Origin of the sequence: Clostridium sp. 16K-1-R1 (assembly GCF_023921145.1) — a bacterium.
Taxonomy (GTDB): Bacteria; Bacillota; Clostridia; order Clostridiales; family Clostridiaceae; genus Sarcina; species Sarcina perfringens.
Genome location: NZ_CP046515.1, coordinates 461,919 through 486,164, shown reverse-complemented (window position 1 = coordinate 486,164; position 24,246 = coordinate 461,919). Strand labels below are relative to the sequence as shown.

The following is a 24,246-nucleotide window of genomic DNA, read 5'->3' as shown; positions in this document are numbered from 1 at the left end:
AATATCTGTACTTTTGTAAAATCATCATATATTTCATATTTTTATAATATATTTTGGAGGTTAATTATGCCTAAGTTTGAAACTTATGTATTTAATAATGAAAATTATATAGATTTAAAACCAATTCAATTCGGTTCTGAAAAATGCGATCCATTACACTCAGTAGGCCCAACAGTAAAAAACAATTATTTATTTCATTATGTTATATCTGGTAAAGGGAAATTTTTTTCTGTTGATCCAAAAACATTTGAAAAAAAATATTATGAGGTCTCTCCTGGTGAAGGATTTTTAATCTGCCCAAATGAAATATGCTCATATCAATCTGATGAAAATGATCCATGGCATTATATGTGGATTGAATTTAATGGAATAAAAGCAAAACTTTATATGGAAGAAGCTGGTCTAACTCCTGCTAATCCTATATTTAAACTTAAAGAAAGCATAAACTCTCTTAAAATCATTGAAGAAATGAAGTCTATTATCAGTAATAACAAAAAAAATCCTAGCTTTCTAATAGGACATCTATACCTCTTTATTAATTCTCTAATAGAATTCTCATTAAATAGTACCTTAAATGAACTTGATACTCTAAATGAACTATATATCCGCGAAGCATTAAATTTTATTGAAGAAAACTATAATCGCAATATTTCAGTTGAAGACGTATCAAATAGATGTAATCTAAGTAAATCATATTTTACTCGTATATTTAAAAAACATATGAATACAACCCCTCAAGAATTTTTAATTCAGTATAAAATGTTACAAGCTTGCAATTTATTAAAAGATAAAAGTTTATCTATTTCTCAAGTTGCTGAATTATTAGGTTATTCTAATCAATTTAATTTCTCAGTAGCCTTCAAGAAAAAATTCAATTTATCTCCATCTAAATGGAGAACAACTTTTATTAATAATATTTCTTAAATATAATAATTCTCTTAATTTTCCTAATTATCTTAATTGACTTTTTCTATCTCTTTTATAAAATCAAAAAGAGAAGGTAATAACCTTCTCTAAATATTAATTATTGAAAAAATGTCTTTTAACATTATACTCAATAGTTTTTATTCCAAACTTTTCAAATTTATATCTCATATAATTTATTTTTTCATCTTCATGTGTAGATACAATCATTTGATATTTATCAAATTGATTTCGTAGTACTTCTATTAAAGATGCTATATTCACATCATCCATAGTTTGAACAGGATCATCAATTAATATAGTATTTAATATATCTACCTCTTTATTTCTAGCTAAGTATAATTGATTTATAACAAGCAAAAATGCTATTGTAAAGGCTGATAGTTGCCCAGAACTAAATGTATTAACAATATCATGTTGAGATTCATTAGAATTAGGTGTAAATACTAAATTATCTGTATTCTTATCTTCTTTAATAAAAACCCCTAAACCGCCTTGATATGTTTGTATTATCTTACCTGTATATATATATAAAGGTACTTCTATTGTACTAACAACATCTTCTTTAAAAGTTTTAATTGTCTCCTTATATATTTTGTCCAAATTTTCTAATCTAGTTTTTAGTTCTTCCATTTTTATCAACTGTTTGATTTTATTATTAATAGTAACTTTTTCCTTAGAATCTATTAAACTTAACTCTCTTTCAAAATATCTTTTTTTCTTCTTAGCTCTATCAAGTAATTCATCTATGTTATCATCGAATATACTTCTTTTATTTAATATTAAAGAATATCTATCATATATTTGAGTATCTAATAAATATTCCTCTTGCGAATATTCCTTTATCTCTTTTATAAACTTAGATTGCAAAGACTTCTTTAAATTGGTTATAGCATTTGTATTATCACTTTTTACTATTCTTATTATTTTTTCTAATTCATTAATACTATCATAATAATTAATATAATCTTTTAACACTTGTTTATTCTTATATTTTCGCATTAGTTTTAATTCATTATCAAGATCAGAAATACACTCTTCTAACTCTGTTATATTTAATTTTTCTTGACAACAATTCATAAATTTTATTAAATGTTTTTTAACTTTTTTCTCCTTTTCTTTATTATCTAATGATATTAATTTCTGTAACTCACTAATATTGTTTTCTATTATGTCTTGTAATTGTTCAGCGCTAACAAATTTAGTTTTACATACTGGACACATATTTTGTTCTATTTCATCAGTACTAGCTTTAAACAATTCATTTAATTTATCTATACTATCTTTAAGTTTTTTTATCTTAACCTATTTATTATCTAATTGTTTATTATCTAAAACTATTTCTTTTATATCTAAAATAAGTCTATTAAGATCTAATTCAAGTTTTAGACTATCATTTAAAAACTTTAAGTCATTAATTACCTTATCATCTTCAAATGAAAATCCACTTATTTTTTTAATTATATTACAAATATTTTTTTTAGAATCTAACTCTTCTATTCTTTTTTTTATATTATTTTCATAATCTAAATTAATATTATAATCAGATAAAACTATAACATTACTAATCTCCATTAATAAATTTTCATTTAATAGCTTTTCTATTCTTTCATTATTTTTTCTTGCTATAAATACATTGTAATTTTTTATAAAATTAATTAAGTTTTCTAATTCAACTAAAGGCTCTCTATTTTTTATATTATAATCTTCTTTATCCCATTCTATATTATTATTTCCTTCAAAAACAATTATATTAGATTGATATTCTGAATCTTTACTTTCTACATTAAACAGTGACTTAATATCTTTTTTAATTTCTTCTCTCTTTAAATCAATTAATTTACTGATTGAATTATTTTTTTTACTATCTAATAAATCTTTTATCTTTTTATTTAAATCAATTTCATTTTCAATTTTCATTAATATATCAAATATAGACTTTCTTTCTAGCAAACTTTTTTTCAAAAAATTGGAACTATTGTCTTGACTTATATAATAAAAATAATTAAAATACTCGCTATTTATCCCTAGTTTTTTTTGTAAAAAATCTTTTAAATTATCTATTTTATTTCCATAATTATTATTATTAATTTTATTTAAATCAATACCTTCATTAATCCAAAAGCTATTTATACTTTCTTTTATATCTTCTTCTTTATTTTTACCATTCTTTTCAATTCTTTTTATAATAGTTATTACATCATTTTTTTCTTCATTGATAAGTTCTATAGCAATAATAGCACTATCTCTATTTTTATATATTAATAAATTATCCTTAACCTTTTTATTACCTTTATTTATAGGAACAATTCTCTCTATTTTATCGCAAAATGATAATTCAATTGCATCAAATATTGTAGTTTTTCCAAATCCATTTGGCCCACTTAATGCTATTAATCCTTTATCTAAATTAAAATTTACTAAAACTCCCGTTTCATTTTTTATACATTTAAAATTCTTCATATATATTTTATTAATATAATACTTCATGAGCTTCATCCCCTAATAATTTTCATTTGAAATTTCTAACAAAATATCATCATATTTTCTTTTTATTTCTTCTTCTGTAGGATTTCTTAAAATATCATTGAAATTTTTATAATAAGTATCATTTTCCAAGTCTATGCTAACTAGAGTATTTACTATATTTTTTTGATCATTATCTAATATTTTATTTATTCTTTCTCTTAGGATAGGTAACTTTTCATTATCGTTGAAATTATATACTAAAAAAGGAATTTTAATGTATAGCTTAGAAATAATATCATATATTAATTCGTTTTCTTTAAATTCACTATTAAAATTTTCTTCTCCTTTTTTATTCTTCTTATAATTTCTAAAGTTATCCTTATTGGATAGAATATCTAAATATTTTTCAATTTCAATCTTCTCTATTAATTTTTTTTGTTCTTCAGTATATAATATTACATACCTCTTAAAAAAATATGGTGATTCTTCAATATCATATATTTTATTGCTTAACTCATATTCATCATTCACTGAATCTACTTTCACCAAAAGTATTAATGAAGTATTTTTTTTATAATCACTTCCAACTCCATACTTCTTTAATAAATCAATATTCCAATAACTTTTTATTATTTTATCAATAATTCCATCTATTAAATTATTTGTTATAGTACTCATATTTACATCAATTACTAAATAATAATCTTTTCTGTCTAATTTGTTTATACTTCCAATAAAACCAATCTGATTTATATCATTAAATGCATCTTCAACTCTATATTCATTTTTTTTAAATATATCTTTTAATACATTTATCACTCTAATTCCCCCTTGACTTCTTTCCATCGCTTTATAGCTGAAACTCTATTCTTGGTATAATTGTCTATTTCATTAAATCTTCCACTTAAATTATCTTCAACAACTTCTTGCAAGTCATCTTTATCTATATTGAAATACTTATTATATTTTCTAATATCAGATATGCTAATATCTTTTGTTATAAGAATGTCTGCATCTCTCAGCATATCTTTATTATCATTTTCTTCTCTAAATAATTTTTTAATAAATGGAATTTCTTCATCATCTAGATTTGCAATTATCCAATAAGCATTATTTTCTTTTTCAATTCCTATGCTGTATTTTTCCATTCTTCCAATTTTATGATTTTCACACATACATCTAAATATAGTCTGTTTTATTTCTGATTCAGATGGAAAATCAAAGCAACTCTTACGCTTAACTATGCTAATATTATTCAAAAACTTTTTAAACTCTTCTGGTTTTAATTCTTTTATTGCTTCCAGTTCATTTTTTAAATAGCACTCTTCATCACATTCACTGCATTTTTCACTGTCTTCTCTATCACTTTTATATTGAAAGTAATGGGTATGTAATTTTTCTTTAAATTTATATTCAATATATTCCGCACTATGTCCCCATTCATTTAAATCCTCATTTAATATTTCAAAAAATTCTTCAAATAAAATATCTTTATTAGAATTATCTTCTTTTCTTTTATCTATATGTTTATTTACTATAACTCCTAATTTACACTTTTCTTTTTCTAAATAACTATCATTAATTTTATATTCTTGATCGATTAACTTTTTATGAATTTCTTTTAATTGATTATAGATTTCATTTTCAATTTTATTAATACTATTAAATACTTCATTATATTCAAATAATCTCTCAAAAACTTCCTTGTATTTTTCATCTTTATCAAAATAGTTATTGTTTATTTCATCTAATTTGTATATTAATTTATCTATACATTCCCTACGCTTGTCTTTTTTGTGCTTATCTAAATTAACTTCATCCATGTAAGAAGCCAGAATCTGTATTGCACCACCTTTTTTCTTATTCCTAAAATCAATTTTTTCTTTATCTTTCAATTCAATAATTTCACTCTTTAAAGATTCAAAATATGCTTTAATTGATTCTTTTACGCTATCTTTAGACGTTTCTATTTTATCTTTTTCATTGACATGAAAATATCCAAAAATCTTATTTTCTCCCTTATGATCATATTCTAATAACTTTAAATATAAATCTCTAACATCTTCATCTTTAATTTTGCTTTCACCACTTTTTACCTGATTAAATGATTGATATTGGTTATTATATTTTATTGCAAAATCTTCCATATACTCTAATTCAATACTATATCCTCTTATAATTTCATATACATCTTCTGCTTTTATTTTTTCTTTTGCCTCTGTAATATCACTTATTAGTTTGTTTATTTGATTAAGAGTATAATATATTGCAAGTACCCCTTGATAATCGTAACCATACCATGAAGCTATAGCTTCAAACTTATGATAAAACATACCTCTCCCACCTTATTTTTCTTAATAGGATTATTTTACATTGTTTTTCATAAAAATACAATTTATAATAATAAAACCATTTCATTATCCTCAAAGCATGAATTTATTTGTAATTTTCAATAAAATTTTTAATATTTTACATCATCTATATTAAAATATTTTAAATTCAATACTTTCCTATACTAAAAATATATGCTCATATTTATTTATTAAATATTGCTCTGTATCCTTTTCTTTAAGTGTATAATACTTACCAAGCTTTATCTTTTCTTACATTGCCTCCCCTAATTTATCTGTCGTAATATTAATTATCTTTTCATCATTTTCATTATAAATTCCATAAATTGCTCCTTCTAATTTATAACTATCATTAGGCATTTCTACTCCAAAATCTTTTCCACTCTTACTAAGTAGTACATTACCTAACTGTTCTTTATTTCCTAATGTAACTTCTATAGTTTTATTTGCTTCAATAACAACTTTTTTAATTTCACCTTTATTAAAATATCCATTTGGTGCTGTCACTTCTGATATTGTTACAGTTGTTCCTTCTGGTATATCTTCTATACTCGCAATTCCATTAGAATCCGTTATAATTTCTTTACTCTTACCATCATACTCAAATCTAAGTTTTGCATTTGCTAATGCCTTTCCTGTATCTTCATCAATCTTTTTTACCTTAATATTTCCTAACTTGATTACATTTATATTTAAATTTGCACTCATTGAACTTTCCATATGAAATTCTGCTAAACTTTGATAGTTAGGCTTACGATAAACTATGGATGTTCCAACCTCATTCTTAGGAATCTTTATATAACTAATAACTCCAGATTTAGAATTTTTATTTGCTGTAATTTTTAAAGTATTTCCTTCAAGTAATATATCAGTATCAGTATTATTTGACTCTAATTGCATTTCTCTAATAATACCATTCTTATCTTCTAACTCTATTGTTTCTCTACTCTTTATTTCAATATCCTGTTTATTCCATGAAGGTAATATATTATGTCTATTTACTTTTGCAAGTATTTCTGCTTTTCTTTTATGATAATTTGGAAGTGTTGTAGATATAAATTTATCACCTAACTTCTCCCATATCATTATTTGAGTTAATGCATAATCATATTTTGATTGATTTGTATCTGTATATCCATAGTAAGCTATTTTAGATAATATATCTTTCTTAGAATCTATATACTCTTCCGATACATACCCACCTCCACTAGATGTTGCAATTCCAGGTTCTATACAAAATACGGTCTTACCATCTACCTTCATACGGTAAATCTTATGATTAATTTTTTTATTTGTAATTGGACTAATACCTACATAATTAAATCCTGTACTCTCACTCATATCTAAATCACTTACATAAACTGAAACTACTGATGTAAATATGGTAGTTATTATGGTTATAAAAGCCATAATAAAACTCAGAATCTTTTTAGGTATTTTTAATTTTCTCCTCATGAAACATCATCCTTTCTTTAATATATTTTTATATAAAAAATAGACATCGAATATATAAATTTCAACGTCTATTTTTATACATACTTATTTAATTATATTAATGCTTTTCCGTTTCTCCAGTTACATCTTATATAAGATATAAATTCATCCTTAACCTCTAAGTTTTTTCCATCAACATGATCAACTATTAAAATTTGAGGAAGTATACCAGTCTCTTCTTCGATTGATTTAATTTCATCAAATATAGTTTTATACATCTGATTCACTGCTTTTAAATCAGACTGTGAAAATTCATTTTTATCTATATCACCTTCTGGGAAATAGACCTGACTTGGTTGATCAAAAAACATAATTAGTGGCATAGGTGAATTTTCTTGCTTAGTAAAGTACCTAAGAAAGCTAAGGAAAAGTGATATATGGCATGATATCCAATTAGCTCCACTTCCCATTTCGTTTAAAAATATTTTTTCATATTTATTTTGATATTGATATAAATCAAATGTTCCATCTACCAAACCAAAATTAAGGTTTATAGGTCTATATTCTTCCTCAAAATCTAGTGTAAGAGCTAATCGATTCATATTATCCGATAAAAACGTCTGAGCCTTTGCCTTCTTTACATCTAAATCATATCTTTTAATCTTATCTTCTAAAGATGATATTAATTCATTTAAATTTTCTATTTCCTCATCAATATCTTCAAATAACCCTACATCAATCATATTCGCATATAATTCAATTTTAGCTTTAGCATAATTTACTTTTTCCCTTTTAGAATTTAATTCATCTGATTTTATATATTTTTTCTCAATTTCCTTAATCTGCTTTGATATACTTTTTATCTTATCTGATATATCTGAAGCAATTCCTTTCAATTTTCTTATATCCTCAGAAAAATTATGTGTATATTTATTAGTAATTTCTAATTCCCTATCTAACCATTCCCCTGCTTCTAATAATAATTTATCTTCTTCTGAAATAATTTCACAATTATTTCCGCATAATGGACAAGAATATTCGTTTTCACAAATTTCAAATACTTTTGTTTTTTCTTTTAATTCTTTTAGTGATTCAGTAAAACTTTGACCTCTACTACTTGCATCATCTAAATTATTTATTTTCATTAAAATACTTCTTTCCTTATCCGCTAAATCTTCTAATTCTTTTTTTAATAGATCATATCTTTCAATTATCCCATCTTCTTTAAAAAGTTGAGCTTCATCAAATTCAGGCAAATTAGATGCGAGTTTTTTCATCTTATTTAGATTTATATTTAAATCAATATGATTATTCATTAATGAAAAATAATCTTCTAATAATGGTTTTAATATATTTTTTAAATATTCACTACTTTTCTGATTTTGCTTTTGTTTTTTTAACTTTCTATTTAATTGATTCTTTAAACTATTAAGTTCTATTAAGCTACTATAGTATTCTTGTCCAATCATTCCTGCAAAAATAGGGAACTGATCAATTATATCCTTTCTTTTATAAGACTCTGAAAATCTATAAAATAATGCAAATTTACTTGCAATCAAGTTCTGATGCTGAAAAAGATATGATATCATATTTCTTAAAGATGCCTTCTTACTTTTTCCTTCTTCTTCAAAAACAATATTGTTTACATGTAAACCCAGTGCCGACTCAATTTCATACTGAGCATCCTTAATTGACAATAACGGCATATCTTTAAAATAATCTAAATCTATTTTATCTATTGGAAAATCTATATCTTCTCTTGATATATGCATTTTCCCTCCATGTTCCCAATTATATCTAGCAATTACATAAGTATATTTATCTATTACCATTGGTATAACATAAATATATGCAAATTCTGTAATCTTTCCCTTTGGAATAGTACATCTTGAACTACATAAACAATAATCCATTATTTCAACAAGAGCACTCTTACCTGTTTTTGATTCACCAGTAACAATGTTTACTCCTGGTTCCATATTAACTCTTCTAACATCTCCTGATTTATTAAAGATCATAATTGCTCTCATATAACTTCTCATATTCTATCACCCCCTAAAAAATAATTTAAATGATCCTCATTTGTTTTTGAAAAGATAATACCTAAATAATATGCAGCTCTAATCCAGTTTTTAATTTCTCCTTTATAGTTCAAATGATTTATTGGATCTGAAATCAAAAATACTTTATTTTCTTCTAAACTTATTTTATCTTGTGAATATAGAATTATTATAGCCTTTTTTGATAGCCCTTTAACATCCTCAAAGCGCTTTATATATCCTGCCAAATCAGATTTCCCTGAAATCTTCTCATTATTCTCCATATCTTTAGGCTTATTAAATAAACTTTCAATTCTACTTGTCTTATTTACAGAAAGAAGTTTCTTCCTTGAATCTGAATATAACAAAATAGGTAATGCCATAAATAATATTCTTATTTCACATGGTTTGTCATACCCTGATAGAAATGCTCTAAATAATAGCGCATAAAAATGTGAATTCATAGATAAAATCTCTATATTTTTAATACTCACTTTCTTTCACCTACATCCCAACTAAATTCTTTATCATCAACAATAGTATGTATAACTCCTCTTTGAAAATAATCTTGATTTTTAATTATTGATCCAAAATCTTTTGCTTCCCATCTCATAACATCATTATATAATAATTGTGAATTATCAATTTGTTCGTCTCTACTTTTATTTTTACTTAAAATTACACTATCACGTTTTCTATATTTTAAATTTTTTAATAAAGTATTTTTATATTTTGGCAAACTACGATTATACAAAAAATCTTCTTTAAAATATTTAATAATTGTCATATTTGTTTTCCAATAGTCTGATATAGCATCTTGAATTACATCCTCATATTGAATCCTTTTTATTTCTTCAACAAAATTTTTGTTGATTAATGCTTCTTTTTCATCATCAGAAACTTCTTCATCAGAAAATATATCTGGTAATGGTTTCTCTCCACTATTTGAATAAGCTGATGATTCCTGTTGTAAAATCTTATCAAAATCTTGTCTACTTAATTCCCATCTATATGGTGGATACTTTACAAGTGCAAGTATCCTTCCAAGTAATGCATCAATATAATTATCCCTATTTTCTTCTGGAATATGACCAACATAACAGTCAAACTCATTTGATATTCCAGAAATTTTTCTTTGATTATGTTCTATTGTAAATCTAGATAAAATAATCTTTAGTCTATCTTCATCATAGAAATCTTTATCAAATATTTTATTATAGAACTTTCTAAAAGTTTCTTCATCATCTTTTTGATCCGATCCAATTTTTAATAATAAGGATAATTTTTCATTCTCATCTTTGTTATTCCAATCATAAAATGGCGATGTCAAATTTATTGATGATGTAGTATATAAAACCAAACTAGAAAATATTGATATTCTCTCAAAATCTATATACCAATTAGATAAAGTTTTCCAAAAATCTATATTCCTATCTGAAAGAGAATGCTTACCAAAGTGATGCTTTACCTCTATTTGAAAAGAGTCTTCAGGTTTCTCTGAAATTAAACTTACATCTCCATTAATTTCTATTTGTATTTTATCCCCATTTTTCATATTAAAACAATTTCTTAGTGCAATATAATATTGGAAAACATCTCCTGCTTTTTTTAAAGTCGCATCATTTACAGCTCTACTCATAATATAATTTCACCCACTTTATAATAATACACAAATATTATACTATATTATTGCTAATATTACATATTATTGGTATATATGACACTCTTATTAGGTTTTATTGATAAATATTGTTTAAAAATTTAATTAAATGACCAATAAAATAAATTTATAACAACTAAGTTATTATTTAGATAAAAAAGCAATAATGGATATAAAAATTTTAATCCTTTATTGCTTTTATTTTATCTAACATATTTATTTTTAATATATTTTCGTATTTCCACACTCCATATATATAACTACAGACACGTCAAAATATCTCTTCAATTCTTTATTTCTTATTTTATTACCCTCTGACCTAAATATTATATGTCTATGAAAATGGCTAAAATTTAATATTTCTATCATTATTTGCGACATATCAACGCTACAGTCTCGATATGAGAGGTATTAGGAAACATATCCACTGGTTGAACTTCTAAAGTTTTATAGCCATTATCTTCTAATACTTTTAAGTCTCTTCCTAAAGTGCTTGGATCACAGCTTACATATACTATTTTTTTAGCATCTATATTTGTTATGGCATCTAGTAATTTTTTATCGCACCCTTTTCTTGGTGGATCTACTACTACCACATCAGCCTTTACTCCCTTATTTATTAAGTCTGGAATCACCACTTCTGATTCTCCAACGAAGAATTCTACATTCTCTACTTTATTTTCCTTTGCATTTATCCAAGCGTTATCTATGGCCTGTGGAATTATCTCTACTCCATAAACCTTTTTAGCCCTTTGTGATAGGAATAATGTTATTGTTCCTGTTCCACAATATGCATCAAATACTTCTTCATTTCCTGTAAGATTTGCATATTCTAAAGCCTTACCATATAAAACCTCTGTTTGAATAGGATTTACTTGGAAGAATGATAATGGAGATATATTGAATCTAAAGTCTCCTATGTAATCTGATATTGTATCTTCTCCCCATAGAGTTTTACTTTCTAAGCCTAATATTACATTAGTTTTCTTTGAGTTTATATTTTGTATAATACTCTTTATTCCAGGAATATTTTTAACCATTAAGTCTACAAACTCTTCTTTATGAGGAAGTTTTTCTCCATTTGTAACTAAGACAACCATAACCTCATTAGTTGTAAAACCTCTTCTTATCATTATGTGTCTTACTATTCCCTTTTCATCATACTCACCATCTACATTATATGGTCTTATATTAAATTTCTCTATCCACTCTCTAGTAAGTTTAACAACCTTATCTCCTATTTCATCTTGAATTAAGCAAGATTCCATGTCGATAATATCATGACTTCTTGGAGCAAAGAATCCTATTTTAACCTCTCCATTAATTAACCCTATTGGTAACTGAACCTTATTTCTATATCTCCAAGGCTCTTCCATTCCTAAAGGATATTTAACTATGCTAGGATCTAACTTTCCAATCTTGCTAACACAGTCCTTAACTCTATCCCATTTAAAATCTAATTGTGCCTTGTAAGAAGCGTGCTGAAGTTTACATCCACCACATCTTTTATAAATAGCACAAGGTGGATTAACTCTTTCCTCTGAAGCTTCTAATACTTCCATAAGTTTTCCATAGGCAAAATTTTTATTAACCTTAACTATTCTTACTTTAACCTTTTCGCCCTTTAAAGCTCCCTCAATGAAAATTGGGTATTTATTATCAATTTTAGCTATTCCTTCACCCTCATATCCTTGAGAGATTATATCAAAAATATATTCTTTATTCTTTTCAACCATCAACTAAAACTCCCTTATATATTTAATCATCTATTCTATATGTTTTATTTCATAATAACTAACTTTTAAAGTTTATCATATGAAATTACCTTTTACAACGCACTATTAATAAGCTTTTTCTACTAGATTAAGTTAAAATACTCTTAACTTCCTCACCTATTATCTTTATTCCCTTTTCTATCTCTTCCTCTGAAAGCCTTGTAAAACCAATCCTTAAGGTATCTCTCTTCTCTCGCCCTTTAATATTATGTCCCTCTAAAGAAAACACTCTATTTTCTTTTTCTAGGTAAAGGTCCTTATCTATATAAAATAAATCTCCAGGCATAAAGAGAACTCCCCTATCATAGCACCTTTTTAAAAGCTCTCTTGTATCAACGCCTTTTATTTTTAAGAACATATAGAGTCCACCTTCACCCCAAATTTCTGCTTCTTTAATATATTTTTCTATAATCCTCTTAGTAAATTTATATTTTTCCTTATAAACTTTTCTAACTTTCTTAATATACTTTTCAAAGGCTCCACTTATCATGAAATCATAAAGAATTCCTTGATCTAAGAAGGAGGTGTGGATATTTCTACATCTTTTTACGCTTTCTAATATCCCTATTATTTTCTTATCTCCATATACCCATCCTATTCTTAAACCTGGAAATAATATTTTAGAAAAACTTCCTATGTATATTACTCCATTACTTTCTCTATCTAAGGATGCTAAAGGAATAGTTGGTGAACTTTCATATAAAAGCTCCTCATTAAAACCATCCTCTATAATAGGAATACCAGCATCTTTTAAAATATTATATACCTCTTCTCTTTTTTTAATAGATGCCACAACTCCTGTTGGGTTATGATATGAGGGAATTAAGTAAGAAAATTTAATCTTTTCCCCAAATTTTTTAATTTTTTTATTTAAATCCTCTATGTCCATGCCATCTTTGGTCATTTTAACTCCAATAATATTTAGTTTGTGAGTCTTCATTATTTTTAAAGCTGTGTTATGAGTTGGATTTTCACAAAGTATATAATCTCCCTCTTTTGTAAATGCAGAAAGCATCATATCTAGTCCTTCTGTAAATCCATTAGTTACTATTATTTCTTTTTCCTCTGAATAAGCACCCTTTTCTTTCATATAATCCTTTAAATAATCTATAAAAGGTTTATATCCCACAGCATAACCATAATTAACTATTTTATGTTTTTCTAAGGCAATTCTATTAGAAAAGGATCTCTTTAACTCCTCAATATTAAAAAGATTTCCTGGAGGAGCTATACTTTTAAAAGAAATCATTCCCTTTTCCCACTTCTCTTCACTTTTTATAATATCTAAACTTTCAGCTAATACTCCATATTCATTAGTTTTATACTTCCAATCAATATTCCACTTATTATCCTCTTTAATTTCAGAGTTTTCTTTCTTCATTGATGAAACATTAGTAGATTTCTCATTAGAAAATTCTTTTTTTACAAAAGTTCCCTTACCTTTTATGGTTTCAACAAAGCCTTCACTTTCTAAAATTTCATAAGCAGACATAATAGTATTTCTTCCTATTGATAAAATACTGCTAATCTCTCTTGAGGAAGGCAGTTTACTTCCTTCTATTAAAACGCCTCTATTAATAAGCTCCCTAATATACCTTGCTATTTGTATATACTTCTTCTCATTTTCATTAAAAGTTAAATTCTTAAACATAACTTCCTCCAAAGTAAATTCATAAAAAACCTTTCTTTTAAGATAAAACTTATTTTTAATTACATAATTTTAAAAATTAAATAAAATCTCTTTTTGCTCCACGCTTTCAACATTAAACTAAATAAATTCTATCATATATTTTTTTATTCAAACAACTATATCCATTCATAGATTCAAATTCCAGTATAAATAAACTCCTTTTTACACATTATATATACTGTTGGTAGTTCCAACAAAGAGGTTCTTAATTTAAGGAGGAATTTATTATGAAACACAATTCAAGTATCGGATGTACAGTTCATGAATGTAAGTACCATTGTAATGAGGACAATTATTGTACTCTAAACAAAATCGAAGTTGTAAAGCACACTGCTGAAGCATCTTCTACAGAATGTACTGATTGTGGAAGTTTCGAAAGAAAATAATAAATTTTCACTCTAACACCAAAAAGGAGGCTATATTTTAGCCTCCTTTTCCAAATTTTTATGTTGAATTATATTATTTTAAACTTTACTTTATTAAATTACTTAGCAAAACTTTACAACTTAATTTTTTCTATTTTAATTACATAAATGAAAAAAATAAGCTTTAAATTCTTCTAGAACTTTTTAATTACTATTACTATTTTAATTACATAAGTGGAGCAAATACTCTTATTATAGACCTTAAAATTCTAGTAGGAACTTTAACCTTAGCACAATCTTCTAAAGTTATTCTTTGACATTTTTCTAAAGTTTTTAAGAAATCATCTTTTATCTGTCCTACAGATTTAGTTTTATATAGCCAAACTCCACATTCAAAATGAAGATATAAACTTCTATAATCCATATTAATAGTACCTACTATTCCTATTTCATCATCAGAGACAAAGGTCTTTGAGTGAATAAATCCTGGAGTATATTCATATATCTTAACACCAGATTCTATAAGCTGAGGATAATAGGCCCTTGTAACTATATGAGCATACCATTTGTCCTCAATGTGAGGAGTAACTATTCTAACATCTATTCCACTTTTAGCAGCAAGAGTAAGCGCTGTAACAAGCTCATTATCAATAATAAGGTATGGAGTATTTATATAAACATAGTACTTTGCCTTATTTATAATATTTAAATATACATTTTCCCCTACTATTTCATCATCTAAAGGACTATCTCCATAGGGCTGAACATATCCATCACTTTCAAATTCATCTTCATGATGAAAATATGGGTAATATTTTTCATACTGCTCTTTTCTTTCACTATAGAAATTCCATATTTGAAGAAACATAACTGTTAAATTCCAAACAGCATCCCCCTTTATCATTATGGAGGCATCCTTCCAATGTCCAAATCTAACAATTTCATTTATGTATTCATCAGCTAAGTTTATTCCCCCAGTAAACCCAGTATGCCCATCTATAACAGTTATTTTTCTATGATCACGGTTATTCATTCTTAAGGATAAAAGGGGTACAAAAGGATTAAACACCATACATTTAATTCCCTTAGCCTCTAAAACTTCATTATATTTATATGGTAAAGTACCTAAACACCCCATATCATCATAAACGAATCTAACCTCTACCCCTTCTTTAACCTTTTCCTCTAATATTTCTAAAATAGAGTCCCACATAACACCTTCATGTACTATGAAATATTCCATAAATATGTAATGCTTTGCTTTTTTCAACTCTTCTTTTAATCTTTCAAAAAACACTTCTCCAGGAGATAAATACTCTGTTGTAGTATTTTTATATACTGGAAACTGAGAGTAATCAGCTATGTACCTTGATTGATTAGCTATACTTTTATCTTGTTCTTCTAACTCATCTAAAACTTTTCTATCATTATATAATAAATGTGCTGTTTCATCATAAGAAGCTTTTATTTGTTTTCTAAACTTTTTGCTTGTCTTATTTCCACCAAATATTAAATAAAATAATCCTCCAAAGACAGGAACTAATAATACAGGAACCGCCCATGCTAATTTATAGGATGGATTATCTTTTCTACTAACAATATAAATAAATACTACTATACTAATAAAGATAAACAGAAAATATACATATATGAAATCTTCGCTTACTTTCCATATTGCCCCCATAAGTATAACAAACTGTATGAATATAAGAAATCCAACTATAAATGCTCTACTTAGTAGTTTTTTCAGAAATTTTTCCATTTAATCCTCCTTAACTTTATCAATCCAATTTACCTCTTTAATTTTTTATATTAAAAAAATCTTCTTAATTCTTTTAAGAAATGAGATACTAAATAAATTAATGTCTAATATTAATTTAAACCAGATTTAATTCTAATAGTAAAACTATTATCTCTAATCTCCTACATAATATTAGTCCATTAACTCCCATCCCTTTATAGCTACCTTGTAATAGAGCCCTCTAGGTGTAAACTTACTAACAAAATATAAAAATTTATTACAAAATCCAGGAATAACTATTACCTTTAATTTCTTATTTATATTTTTCAAACTTATTTCCACCACTTCTTTTGTACTCATCCATCTTACAAAACCTTTATTTTGCAATTTACTCTCTTCCATGTTTAACTTACTATGAAAATCTGTTCTAGTAAATCCAGGACAAAGGCATTGAACCTTTATATTATTCTCTAAAAGTTCCATGGCTAAACATTGAGTAAAACTTATTAAGAAAGCCTTTGTTGAACAATACATTGCTGAACTTGGAAATACGTTAAATCCAGCCATAGAGCTAACATTTATTATGTATCCCTTATTATTTTCTTTCATCTTCTTGCTTAAGCTATGACAAAGTTTCATAGTAACTAACATATGAACCTTTGCCATATCATACTGCTTACTATATTCATCCCTTGTAAAGGAATCATCAGCTCCATATCCTGCATTATTCACTAAAAATTCTATGTTATCTTTTTTCTCTAATCTTTTTATAAAATCATCTAGTTTATTATCATCAGTTAAATCTAAAATTTCTACATGTGTCTTAACCTTAAAATTATTCTCTATCTCTTCTGCAACAGTTTTAATTTTTTCAACTCTTCTACCTACTAATATTAAATCATATCCTTTTTTAGCTAGTTGAAAAGCATATTCCTTCCCTATTCCACTAGTTGCTCCAGTAATTACAGCAATCTTACCTAACTCATTCATTTTACTCCCCCTTATATTCCACAAATAATTAAACTATTTTTTAATAACCGCCTAACAAATTCTAAATATCAAATTTAAAATAATAATTTATTTTAAATATTTATTTTCTTATACCTTTTTACTTAACACAAGATTTTTATCATCATACTAATAAATATATATAATAGTTCCTTTAAGTACTTACTATAAAATATCATTTATTTAATTAATTTTGAAGTGATTTATATTAATTTCTTAAGAATATATTTTACCATATAATTAAAAAGCTAGAACCTAAAATTTAATATTTTAGTTCTAGCTTTTAATAATTATTTTTTATAAAAAGTTTCACATTCAGTTGAAGTAGATGTTGTAGCTTCTGGTCCAAAAACTTGTATATCAGTAGAAGTACAAGTCATTCCAACATTATATGTACAATTCATAGCATAGCATTTTATTTTATGATCTACATCTTCCTGACTATCTAGTGCTTGCATTATTGTTCCAGCATAATTAGTATTAAATGCACTTTTAATTGCATTAACAAAGGTTCTTGGTGCAAAGGTATTGCAACAGGTTTCTTGTTTATTCTCTGCACTCTCTCCATCAACTTCAATAGTCAAAGCTGAACACATTCCATTAACATAGTTAACACAATTATGAGCTGAACATGCTAATCTTGTCATATTCAAATCCTCCTCAAAATATTATTTGAGGTTATTTTTTGTATTTATATTAAATTTATACTATAAAACTATATTAATCTAATAATTTTAAATAAAAAAAGAAGCACTCGATGGTATCAGTCATCAAGTACTTTTTCATCTTGGAATCAGTTGCCATTTGATTCTACTTATATTATTTCATAAGCACTATCTAATATACACTATTTTCTTTTACTTGTCATAAAAATATTGTTAACTTTTTGTTAACAATATATTTTTATAGATTTTATTTAATATAATTTATTTTTATCTTTATTTTATTTTAAAATATTTACATTTTTAAACTCTCAATCTTTTATTAACATTTTATTAACAATTAAACTTCTTTAAAATCTACTCATTTTTCCATTTAAGATTATAATATTTTATCTAACTTTATAACCTTTCAAAATTTATATTTTTAATTAATAAAAATATAAACCAAAAAATTTTTATATTAAACAACAAAAACATACTCTCATAAATATTTAAGTAATGAGAGTATGTTTTCATAAAAAAATAGGTAGAATAATCTACCTATTTTTATAATCAGTTATAAAATTATTTTACAACTTCAACTTTTACTATGTTAGTGTTTCCTTCGTTAGCTGGTACACCTGCAACAACTACAGCAGTGTCATTAGCTTTAACGAATCCAGCATTTTTAGCTATTTCAACAGCGTTTTCCATTGTAGCATTTTCAGCAACAACTGGGTAAACTCCGAAGCATAAAGCAACTTTCTTAGCAACTCTTTCATTTGGAGTTACAGTAACGATTGGTGCATCTGGTCTGCATTGAGATATTCTCTTAGCAGTAGCTCCTGATTGAGTTAATGAAACTATAGCAGCTGATTTTAACTCGTGTGCAGCATTACAAGCAGCTCTTGAGATAACTCCTGGTACAGCTGGTATATGTTTTTTAGCTTTTGATGAAGCTAATTCGTAGCTTAACATTTCTTCTGATTTAGTAGCTATTTTAACCATAGTTTCAACAGCTTCTACTGGCCAGCTTCCGTTAGCTGACTCACCACTTAACATGATAGCATCAGTACCATCTAAGATAGCGTTAGTTACGTCTGAAACCTCAGCTCTTGTTGGTCTTGGGTTTCTCATCATTGAGTCTAACATTTGAGTAGCAGTTATAACTGGTTTTCCAGCATTGTTACATTTTTCGATGATCATTTTTTGAACTGAAGGAACGTCTTCCATTGGTATTTCAACACCAAGGTCTCCTCTAGCTACCATGATACCGTCTGAAGCTTCGATGATAGCATCTATGTTATCAACACCTTCTTGGTTTTCGATTTTTGAGAATATTTGTATATCAGCTCCACCGTTAGCAATTAATACTTCTCTTATAGCTTTAACGTCTTCTGCTTTTCTTATGAATGAAGCAGCAACCATGTTAACGCCCATTTCACAACCGAATATTAAGTCAGCTCTATCTTTATCAGTCATAGCTGGTAATTTTATTGATACTCCAGGAACGTTAACTCCTTTGTGAGTTCCAACTAATCCAGTGTTTCTTACTACACATTTAACAGCGTTTCCTTCTACAGATACAACTTCTAATCCAACTAAACCGTCGTCTATTAAGATAGTATCTCCAGCTTTAACGTCTTTAGCTAATCCAGCATATGTAACTGAACACTTAGTAGTGTCTCCTATTACGTCTTCTGCTCCAGCATATATAGTAAATTCAGTTCCAGCAGTTAATTCAACTTTGCTTGGCTCGAATTTTCCAGTTCTTATTTCAGGTCCTTTAGTATCTAATAATATAGCTACTTCTTTACCTAATTTTTTTGATATTTCTCTTACTTTAACCATTCTTCCTTTATGTTCTTCATGGTCACCATGTGAGAAATTGTGTCTTGAAGCGTTCATACCTGCTTCGATTATTTTTGTTAAGATTTCTTCGTTTTCACTAGCTGGTCCGATAGTGCATACTAATTTTGTTCTTCTCATTTAAAAAACACTCCCTCGTAAAAAAATTAACCCTAAGTTTAAAATATATAATAAATAATAAATTTAAAAAATTTATTATGTCATTAACTCAAATTATTTGTTTATAGCGTTAGCCATTTCGTAAAGACTTTCGTCAAAGCTTCTTTCTATATCTAAAGCTTCATCTATATCCATATCGAATATTCTATTTTCTTTAATTCCTATAACTTTTGAAGTTTTTCCTTCTAATAAAACTTCTACAGCTTTAGCTCCCATTCTTGATGCTAATACTATATCATCAGCAGTTGGTGATCCACCTCTTTGGATGTGACCTAAAATTGTAGCTCTAGTTTCTATACCAGTTACAGATTCTATTTCTTTAGCTAATTCAGCTGATCCTCCAACTCCTTCAGCAACAACTATTATGCTGTGAGTTTTTCCATTTGTTCTACCTTCTAAGATAGTTTTGATTAATTCATCTTTATCAAATGGCATTTCTGGAACTATTATAGCTTCTGCTCCACCTGCGATACCAGCATATAAAGCAAGGTCTCCACAGTTTCTTCCCATAACTTCTACGATAGATACTCTTTCGTGTGAAGTTGATGTATCTCTTAATTTGTTTATAGCATCTACTACTGTGTTTAATGCAGTATCAAATCCTATAGTGTAATCTGTGTAAGATAAGTCGTTATCGATTGTTCCTGGTAATCCAACAGTCTTAACTCCTAATTTTGAAAGAAGTTTAGCTCCCATGAATGATCCATCTCCACCTATAACTACTAAAGCTTCAACACCGTAAGCTTTTAATATTTGTGCAGCTTTTTCTCTTACTTCTTCTTGTTTGAATTCTAAACATCTAGCAGTTCTTAAGATTGTACCACCTCTGTTTATGATTTCTGAAACAGATTTTCTATCCATTTTGAATAGTTCTCCATTTATTAATCCAGCGTATCCTCTTTGAACTCCCATTACTTCAAGTCCATGGTGTAAAGCCATTCTTGTAACCGCTCTTAAGGCAGCGTTCATTCCTGGTGCATCTCCACCACTTGTTAAAACAGCAATCTTTTTCATAATATTTTCCTCCTCTACACCACTTGGGACAAACTAAGTCCCAACAGTGTCAAATATTACCCACATTTTTAAGATATTATTTATATATGTTAAATGTTTATCAATTTTAAACTATTTTAAATTTTATTCTAATTTAAATTTTATCAAAAATTTAAATACCCTATGCAACTTTATTAATACTATTCTACCACAATTAATTGTACTTAAAGTAGTGCTTATTTTCAACCTTTTTGTGTAGAATTAAAGAAAAAAAACTCGATATATGATAATTTTTTCAATTATTATTATGCTCTAAAATCTTTTTAATATTTAATTAAATATAAAAAATTCTAAGTTAAATTTCACTATATCTCATCCTTAAAACAAATCATAAATTTTAATATAATAAATTTATGTAATTATTTTAAAAAAATTTTATTTTTTTTAATTTTAAGAAAATTTACAAATTAATTTTAGCACTTTTTAAAAAAAAGTCCACTTTTAAAAAGACTGTTACTAGTGCTTCATTTAAAATATCTCCCTCAAACTCAATAAGTAATCGTTAATACCCATTCTATTAAAAAAATATTTTATACTCTAGTTTTCCTTCTAAAGTGGACATTCATTTCCTATTTTATTTAGTTTTAACAAATTTTAAGTTTAATATTATAAGATTAAATTTCAATCTTTATGAAAACACTTAAACTTTTCTTTCATCTCTGAATTATAATATTAACCTTCAACTACTTTTACATTTCCTTCTCCAAATTTGCTAATTAAAAAGTCTATTACATCTGTATCTAAATCAACCCACATATCTCTGTTTAATCTAAAAGATGCTTTTTCCTTTGCTGCAAATATATAAACTGGAGAATCACCTTTATATTGTGATAATAAAACTCTTAAAGGCTTAACTATCATATTAGCTTTTTCTCTATCTTCAACCTTTATATACACCTTTGAAGAATTTATTAATTCTAGTGGTTGTATATCTTCACAAAGTATTTTTGGCTCCTCATCTTCCTTTAGAGAAACTCTTCCCCTTATTAAAACAAAGGAGTCCTCATTTACTAGTGCATTACATTTTTCTAAGGTTTTAGGGAATATAACACATTCTAAATAACCAGTTAAGTCCTCTACCTTTGCAAACGCCATAAGAGTATTATTTCTAGTTACCTTTCTAGAAACATTAGTAAGAATTCCCCCTATAATCACTCTAGTTCCATCAGTTAAAGAACTGTCTAAGACTAAATCTTCTAATTCAACATTTTTTTGCTCATTTAAATTCTTTTGAGCTTCTATTATTTTTTCTATAGTTATTGATGTTTGCTCCTTTAAAGGCTTTTCATAATCATCTAGTGGATGACCACTCATATAAAGTCCTGTCATTTCCTTTTCCATAGCAAGCATATATTTCTTGTTGAATTCCTTTATGTTTGGGTATCTTATTTCTAAGTTTGATTCACTCTCTTCTTGAAGTGCTCCAAACAATGACATTTGCCCATCTATGTTTTTCTTTCTCTGAGAATATACTCCATCCATTATTTTTTCAAAAACAGATAGTAATTGTGATCTATAAACCTTTAAGCTATCAAATGTACCAGCTTTTATTAAACTTTCTACTGATCTTTTATTTACAATACTTAAGTCTATCTTGTTGCAAAAATCCATAAGGGAAGTGAATCTACCCTTTTCATCCCTTGATTTAGCTATGTTTTCTACAACATTTACCCCTACATTTTTTATAGCTCCCATACCAAATCTTATAGTATCACCCTTAACTGTAAACTTAGTATAACTCTCGTTTATATCTGGTGGTAATACCTGAATTCCAAGCTTTTCTGCACTTCTTATATATTCAGATACCTTATCACTGTTACCCATAACAGAGTTAAGCATAGCAGCTAAAAACTCTACTGGATAATATCTCATAAGATAAGCTGTCTGGAATCCTATTACGGCATAGGCAGCAGCATGACTTTTGTTAAATGCATAGGATGCAAAGTCCATCATAGAGTCAAATATTTTATTAGCTGCCTCAGCTGAAATGCCATTTCTTAAGCAACCTGGAACCTCTATATTTCCATTTTCATCTTCAATTCCATAAATGAAGTTCTTTCTCTCTTCTTCCATGACCTTATGCTTTTTCTTAGACATAGCTCTTCTAACAAGGTCACTTCTTCCCATGGAATATCCTGCTAATTTTCTAACAATCTCCATAACCTGCTCTTGGTAAACCATAACCCCATAGGTTACATTTAATATATTTTCAAGTTCAGGAACTATATATTCTACTGACTTTGGATCTCTTTTACCACTTATATATCTTGGTATTTCCGCCATAGGACCTGGTCTATATAATGATATTCCCGCTATGATATCCTCTAAACAGTCTGGCTTAAGTTCTTTCATGAAAGATGTCATTCCTGCTGACTCTAACTGGAATACCCCTACTGTATTTCCTTCACCAATCATTTTATAAACTTCTTTATCATCAAAGTCTAAATTATCTAAATCTATTTCTACTCCTCTGTTATACTTGATCATATCCACAGCATCACGCATAACAGTTAAGGTTCTAAGACCTAAGAAGTCCATTTTTAATAAACCAAGTTCCTCAAGGGTTGTCATATCAAATTGAGTTACAATGGATTCATCATTTTTTTGAAGTGGAACATACTCAACCAAGGGCTTAGAAGCTATAACTACTCCCGCAGCGTGAGTTGATGAATGTCTTGGAAGCCCTTCTAGCCTTCTACTTACATCAATAAGTTCTTTTACTCTCTCTTCAGTATCATATATTGTTTTAAGCTCTGGATTTAAATCTAAAGCCTTATCTATTGTTATCCCAAGAACTGTAGGTATTTGTTTGGCTATTCTATCAACCTCTGCATAAGTGTAATTCATAGCTCTACCTACGTCCCTAATACAAGCTCTTGCTGCCATTGTTCCAAAAGTTATAATCTGTGATACATTATCGTGACCATACTTTTCAACAACATAGTCTATAACCCTTTGTCTTCCCTCATAACAGAAGTCAGAATCTATATCTGGCATACTTACTCTCTCCGGATTTAAGAACAATTAGTGTTTATCTACAAGCTCTTTATCTTGTACTCTGGAAGTTT

The 24,246-nt window shown here is 26.9% G+C and carries 17 protein-coding genes and 1 pseudogene; 2 read left to right on the top strand and 16 right to left on the bottom strand.

From position 1 onward, the window contains the following. Window positions 1-66: 66 nt before the first annotated feature. Window positions 67-924, top strand: a complete 858-nt coding sequence (locus GOM42_RS02120; protein WP_003455537.1) for an AraC family transcriptional regulator — start codon at window positions 67-69, stop codon at window positions 922-924. Between the two features lie 96 nt (window positions 925-1,020). Here GOM42_RS02120 and GOM42_RS02115 read toward each other — a convergent pair whose 3' ends face one another. The 10 genes from GOM42_RS02115 to GOM42_RS02070 all read right to left on the bottom strand — a co-directional run bounded on the left by GOM42_RS02115 (window position 1,021) and on the right by GOM42_RS02070 (window position 14,303). Further along, on the bottom strand, window positions 1,021-2,184 hold the full coding sequence (locus GOM42_RS02115) for a hypothetical protein (RefSeq protein ID WP_110035027.1): 1,164 nt from the start codon (window positions 2,182-2,184) through the stop codon (window positions 1,021-1,023). A 45-nt stretch (window positions 2,185-2,229) separates the two neighbouring features. Continuing rightward, window positions 2,230-3,414 carry an ATP-binding protein gene (locus GOM42_RS02110; protein WP_158276377.1) on the bottom strand — a complete coding sequence of 395 codons (1,185 nt, stop codon included), beginning with the start codon at window positions 3,412-3,414 and terminating at the stop codon, window positions 2,230-2,232. A gap of 12 nt (window positions 3,415-3,426) precedes the next feature. Beyond that, complete coding sequence (locus tag GOM42_RS02105) at window positions 3,427-4,212, bottom strand: ABC-three component system middle component 1 (protein ID WP_003455516.1); 786 nt, start codon at window positions 4,210-4,212, stop codon at window positions 3,427-3,429. Continuing rightward, window positions 4,209-5,726 carry an ABC-three component system protein gene (locus GOM42_RS02100; RefSeq protein WP_110035029.1) on the bottom strand — a complete coding sequence of 506 codons (1,518 nt, stop codon included), beginning with the start codon at window positions 5,724-5,726 and terminating at the stop codon, window positions 4,209-4,211. The genes GOM42_RS02105 and GOM42_RS02100 overlap by 4 nt, the downstream gene beginning before the upstream one ends. Window positions 5,727-5,996: 270 nt before the next feature. Further along, window positions 5,997-7,199, bottom strand: coding sequence for a SpaA isopeptide-forming pilin-related protein (locus GOM42_RS02095; RefSeq protein WP_242122196.1), 1,203 nt, complete (start codon window positions 7,197-7,199; stop codon window positions 5,997-5,999). A gap of 92 nt (window positions 7,200-7,291) precedes the next feature. Then, window positions 7,292-9,220 carry a DUF3732 domain-containing protein gene (locus GOM42_RS02090; protein WP_003455562.1) on the bottom strand — a complete coding sequence of 643 codons (1,929 nt, stop codon included), beginning with the start codon at window positions 9,218-9,220 and terminating at the stop codon, window positions 7,292-7,294. Continuing rightward, window positions 9,217-9,711, bottom strand: coding sequence for a three component ABC system middle component (locus GOM42_RS02085; protein ID WP_110035030.1), 495 nt, complete (start codon window positions 9,709-9,711; stop codon window positions 9,217-9,219). Before GOM42_RS02085 ends, GOM42_RS02090 begins: the two co-directional genes overlap by 4 nt. Next, entirely contained in the window at window positions 9,708-10,856 is a 1,149-nt protein-coding gene (locus tag GOM42_RS02080; RefSeq protein ID WP_003455647.1) for a hypothetical protein, read from the bottom strand. Before GOM42_RS02080 ends, GOM42_RS02085 begins: the two co-directional genes overlap by 4 nt. A 389-nt stretch (window positions 10,857-11,245) precedes the next feature. Next, window positions 11,246-12,613 (bottom strand): 23S rRNA (uracil(1939)-C(5))-methyltransferase RlmD, encoded by a 1,368-nt coding sequence (gene rlmD, locus GOM42_RS02075; protein ID WP_110035031.1) that lies wholly within the window; start codon window positions 12,611-12,613, stop codon window positions 11,246-11,248. Between the two features lie 127 nt (window positions 12,614-12,740). Beyond that, window positions 12,741-14,303: a PLP-dependent aminotransferase family protein gene (locus GOM42_RS02070; protein WP_061414392.1), complete on the bottom strand. Its 1,563-nt coding sequence runs from the start codon at window positions 14,301-14,303 to the stop codon at window positions 12,741-12,743. Between the two features lie 266 nt (window positions 14,304-14,569). On the opposite strand from GOM42_RS02070, the gene GOM42_RS02065 reads away from it, so the two are divergent. Next, on the top strand, window positions 14,570-14,728 hold the full coding sequence (locus GOM42_RS02065) for a DUF1540 domain-containing protein (RefSeq protein WP_003479004.1): 159 nt from the start codon (window positions 14,570-14,572) through the stop codon (window positions 14,726-14,728). A gap of 205 nt (window positions 14,729-14,933) precedes the next feature. Here the strand turns inward: GOM42_RS02065 and cls are convergent, their stop codons facing one another. The 6 genes and pseudogenes from cls to dnaE form a co-directional block, all read right to left on the bottom strand. Then, a complete protein-coding gene (gene cls, locus GOM42_RS02060) occupies window positions 14,934-16,469 on the bottom strand; it encodes a cardiolipin synthase (RefSeq protein ID WP_252597689.1) in 1,536 nt (511 codons plus the stop codon). A gap of 171 nt (window positions 16,470-16,640) precedes the next feature. Then, a complete protein-coding gene (locus GOM42_RS02055) occupies window positions 16,641-17,438 on the bottom strand; it encodes an SDR family oxidoreductase (RefSeq protein ID WP_110035033.1) in 798 nt (265 codons plus the stop codon). Window positions 17,439-17,746: 308 nt separating this feature from the next. After that, the gene (locus GOM42_RS02050) at window positions 17,747-18,103 is read right to left on the bottom strand and encodes a DUF1540 domain-containing protein (protein ID WP_003479007.1); all 357 of its coding nucleotides are present in this window, start codon (window positions 18,101-18,103) and stop codon (window positions 17,747-17,749) included. 579 nt (window positions 18,104-18,682) lie between these two features. Next, window positions 18,683-20,086: a pyruvate kinase gene (pyk, locus tag GOM42_RS02045; RefSeq protein ID WP_011590151.1), complete on the bottom strand. Its 1,404-nt coding sequence runs from the start codon at window positions 20,084-20,086 to the stop codon at window positions 18,683-18,685. 93 nt (window positions 20,087-20,179) lie between these two features. Beyond that, a complete protein-coding gene (pfkA, locus tag GOM42_RS02040; protein WP_003455617.1) occupies window positions 20,180-21,139 on the bottom strand; it encodes a 6-phosphofructokinase in 960 nt (319 codons plus the stop codon). A 711-nt stretch (window positions 21,140-21,850) separates the two neighbouring features. Beyond that, window positions 21,851-24,199, bottom strand: a pseudogene (gene dnaE, locus GOM42_RS02035) (DNA polymerase III subunit alpha); the annotation flags it as partial. Window positions 24,200-24,246: the final 47 nt, after the last annotated feature.

Bases quoted from the DNA above. Each gene is read 5' to 3' on its own strand.
- rlmD (WP_110035031.1), bottom strand. From the start codon at position 12,613: ATGGTTGAAAAGAATAAAGAATATATTTTTGATATAATCTCTCAAGGA.
- GOM42_RS02050 (WP_003479007.1), bottom strand. From the start codon at position 18,103: ATGACAAGATTAGCATGTTCAGCTCATAATTGTGTTAACTATGTTAAT.
- GOM42_RS02100 (WP_110035029.1), bottom strand. From the start codon at position 5,726: ATGTTTTATCATAAGTTTGAAGCTATAGCTTCATGGTATGGTTACGAT.
- GOM42_RS02090 (WP_003455562.1), bottom strand. From the start codon at position 9,220: ATGAGAAGTTATATGAGAGCAATTATGATCTTTAATAAATCAGGAGAT.
- GOM42_RS02080 (WP_003455647.1), bottom strand. From the start codon at position 10,856: ATGAGTAGAGCTGTAAATGATGCGACTTTAAAAAAAGCAGGAGATGTT.
- cls (WP_252597689.1), bottom strand. From the start codon at position 16,469: ATGGAAAAATTTCTGAAAAAACTACTAAGTAGAGCATTTATAGTTGGA.
- GOM42_RS02055 (WP_110035033.1), bottom strand. From the start codon at position 17,438: ATGAATGAGTTAGGTAAGATTGCTGTAATTACTGGAGCAACTAGTGGA.
- GOM42_RS02065 (WP_003479004.1), top strand. From the start codon at position 14,570: ATGAAACACAATTCAAGTATCGGATGTACAGTTCATGAATGTAAGTAC.
- GOM42_RS02120 (WP_003455537.1), top strand. From the start codon at position 67: ATGCCTAAGTTTGAAACTTATGTATTTAATAATGAAAATTATATAGAT.
- GOM42_RS02110 (WP_158276377.1), bottom strand. From the start codon at position 3,414: ATGAAGTATTATATTAATAAAATATATATGAAGAATTTTAAATGTATA.
- pfkA (WP_003455617.1), bottom strand. From the start codon at position 21,139: ATGAAAAAGATTGCTGTTTTAACAAGTGGTGGAGATGCACCAGGAATG.
- GOM42_RS02095 (WP_242122196.1), bottom strand. From the start codon at position 7,199: ATGAGGAGAAAATTAAAAATACCTAAAAAGATTCTGAGTTTTATTATG.
- pyk (WP_011590151.1), bottom strand. From the start codon at position 20,086: ATGAGAAGAACAAAATTAGTATGCACTATCGGACCAGCTAGTGAAAAC.
- GOM42_RS02070 (WP_061414392.1), bottom strand. From the start codon at position 14,303: ATGTTTAAGAATTTAACTTTTAATGAAAATGAGAAGAAGTATATACAA.